The following is a 1,975-nucleotide window of genomic DNA, read 5'->3' as shown; positions in this document are numbered from 1 at the left end:
CGCCAGCCCGGCGATCCCTTTGCGAAAATCCACCGGTTCTCGACACAGATAGACATCCGGCAGATCGTTGGCCGGGCGCATCATGATAACGACCACACCGCTTGCAACAGCTGTCGCCAGCCTGGCGCAGAGTCGGGTTCCAGCAGATCCAGCGTCACGCCATTGGGCAATTCCATTCGACAACGGCGCTCCGGCAGGGCGTCGGGCTCCACCGTCAAACGCGCAAATCGTGACTCCGCCTCGAACGCTGCATCCAAAAGCCCTTTGCGCCTCAGCTCGCCTTTCTGGTTGTAAAACTCCTGAACATCCAACCCTTGAGCGTCGGCATACGCCTTCAACGTTCCGCCCGTCCGCTCGCTGGCGCGAACGTGCTCAAGCCAATACCGCTGCCGCTCCGTCAACTCTGTCGCCATGGCTTCCTCCGTTATGCATCCTGGAAGGCATAGCGTGACGGATCATTCCAGACAGGGGAACCCTGCGGTTTACGTGGCGCTTACGATCAAAACGCGGATAACCCGGCATACTCCAATTCTTTCTCATCATTTCATGAGGGAGGCTGGAGATGCCCAACAAGAGGTTATCCATGCGCAAGATCAAGGAAATCCTGCGACTGAAATGGGAATCCCGCTTGAGCAATCGGCGCATAGCCGAGAGCGCGAGTATTGGGCGGACCGCAGTCTCCGAATATCTATGAGGTGTCCTGGCAATAGTGGACACTCCCGTACCATCGATTTCAGGCTGTTTTCATAAACTGCTGGGCAAATACGGCTGGCGACAAATACCCCAGCCGGGAGTGACGGCGCTGCCGGTTGTAGAAAATCTCGATGTACTCCTGGATCGCCGCCTTCGCCTCCTCACGCGTGGTGAATTTCTGATGGTGGACCAACTCATTCTTCAGGCTGCCCCAGAAGCTCTCCATTGGGGCGTTATCGTAACAATTGCCCTTACGAGACATTGAGGCCTGCATTCCAAACTGCTTCAAAATCGCTTGGTAATTGTGGGCGCAATACTGGCTGCCACGATCTGAATGGTGGATCAGTCCTGGAGGCGGCCGTTTCTGCTGAACAGCGCGAAACAAAGCCGCTCCCGTAAGCGCCTGAGTCATCCGCTCTCCCATGGCGTATCCAACAATCTCACAGGAAAAAACATCTTTTACGCCAGCTAGATAGAGCCATCCTTCCAAGGTCGCAACATACGTGATGTCGGTCACCCAGATCTGGTTGGGCGCTATTGGTGTAAACTCCTGACCAAGCAGATTTTCTGCTACAGGCAAAGTGTGATTGGAATCCGTGGTCGCCTTGAACTTGCGCTTTTGTCTGCAACGTAAGCCCAACTCCTGGCGTAAGCGCACGATACGATCCCGCCCTGCATCAAACCCTTCGTCAGCCAACTCTTTCTGAAGCCTGCGAGCGCCATAGGTCTCACGGGTGCGCTTATGCGCAGCCTGGATGGCGACTTTCAGGCGCTCATCCTCAATATCTCTGGCCGATGGCGGCCTGTTGAGCCAATCGTAATAACCGCTTCTGGAGACGCTAAATACTCGGCTCATCGTCTCAACTGAATAGCGGGCTCGCCACGCCTTCATGAACGCGTATTTTGCAGCGTGTCCTTGGCAAAGTACGGTAAGCGCCACGTAAACCGCAGGGTTCCCCTGTCTGGAATGATCCGTCACGCTATGCCTTCCAGGATGCATAACGGAGGAAGCCATGGCGACAGAGTTGACGGAGCGGCAGCGGTATTGGCTTGAGCACGTTCGCGCCAGCGAGCGGACGGGCGGAACGTTGAAGGCGTATGCCGACGCTCAAGGGTTGGATGTTCAGTAAGCGTCCAGTAAACCGCGTCAGAGGGTAGGCTTGGCCTTCGGGGTCATGTCGGGATTGAGGCTCCAGGGCAGCAGCGCCTCGAAATCCGCTACGGTCTGCGCCGCCGGTATCTTCTCGAACAGATGCCGCAGATAGGTGAATGGCTCCAGGCC

Annotated in this window: 2 protein-coding genes and 1 pseudogene; all 3 read right to left on the bottom strand. The window is 56.4% G+C overall.

What is annotated here, in order from left to right; all coding sequences use genetic code 11:
• Positions 1–80: 80 nt before the first annotated feature.
• Positions 81–413 carry an IS66 family insertion sequence element accessory protein TnpA gene (gene tnpA, locus MAIT1_RS00775; RefSeq protein ID WP_085440118.1) on the bottom strand — a complete coding sequence of 111 codons (333 nt, stop codon included), beginning with the start codon at positions 411–413 and terminating at the stop codon, positions 81–83.
• Positions 414–733: 320 nt separating this feature from the next.
• Positions 734–1,621 (bottom strand): annotated as a pseudogene (locus tag MAIT1_RS00770) (IS3 family transposase); the annotation flags it as partial.
• A gap of 219 nt (positions 1,622–1,840) precedes the next feature.
• On the bottom strand, positions 1,841–1,972 hold the full coding sequence (locus MAIT1_RS00765) for a transposase domain-containing protein (RefSeq protein ID WP_414673616.1): 132 nt from the start codon (positions 1,970–1,972) through the stop codon (positions 1,841–1,843).
• Between the last annotated feature and the right edge of the window lie 3 nt (positions 1,973–1,975).

The sequence above is a fragment of the Magnetofaba australis IT-1 genome (genome assembly GCF_002109495.1).
Taxonomy (GTDB): Bacteria; Pseudomonadota; Magnetococcia; order Magnetococcales; family Magnetococcaceae; genus Magnetofaba; species Magnetofaba australis.
Note: the sequence above shows the minus strand (reverse complement) of the source record. Positions and strands in the feature narration are given on the sequence as shown.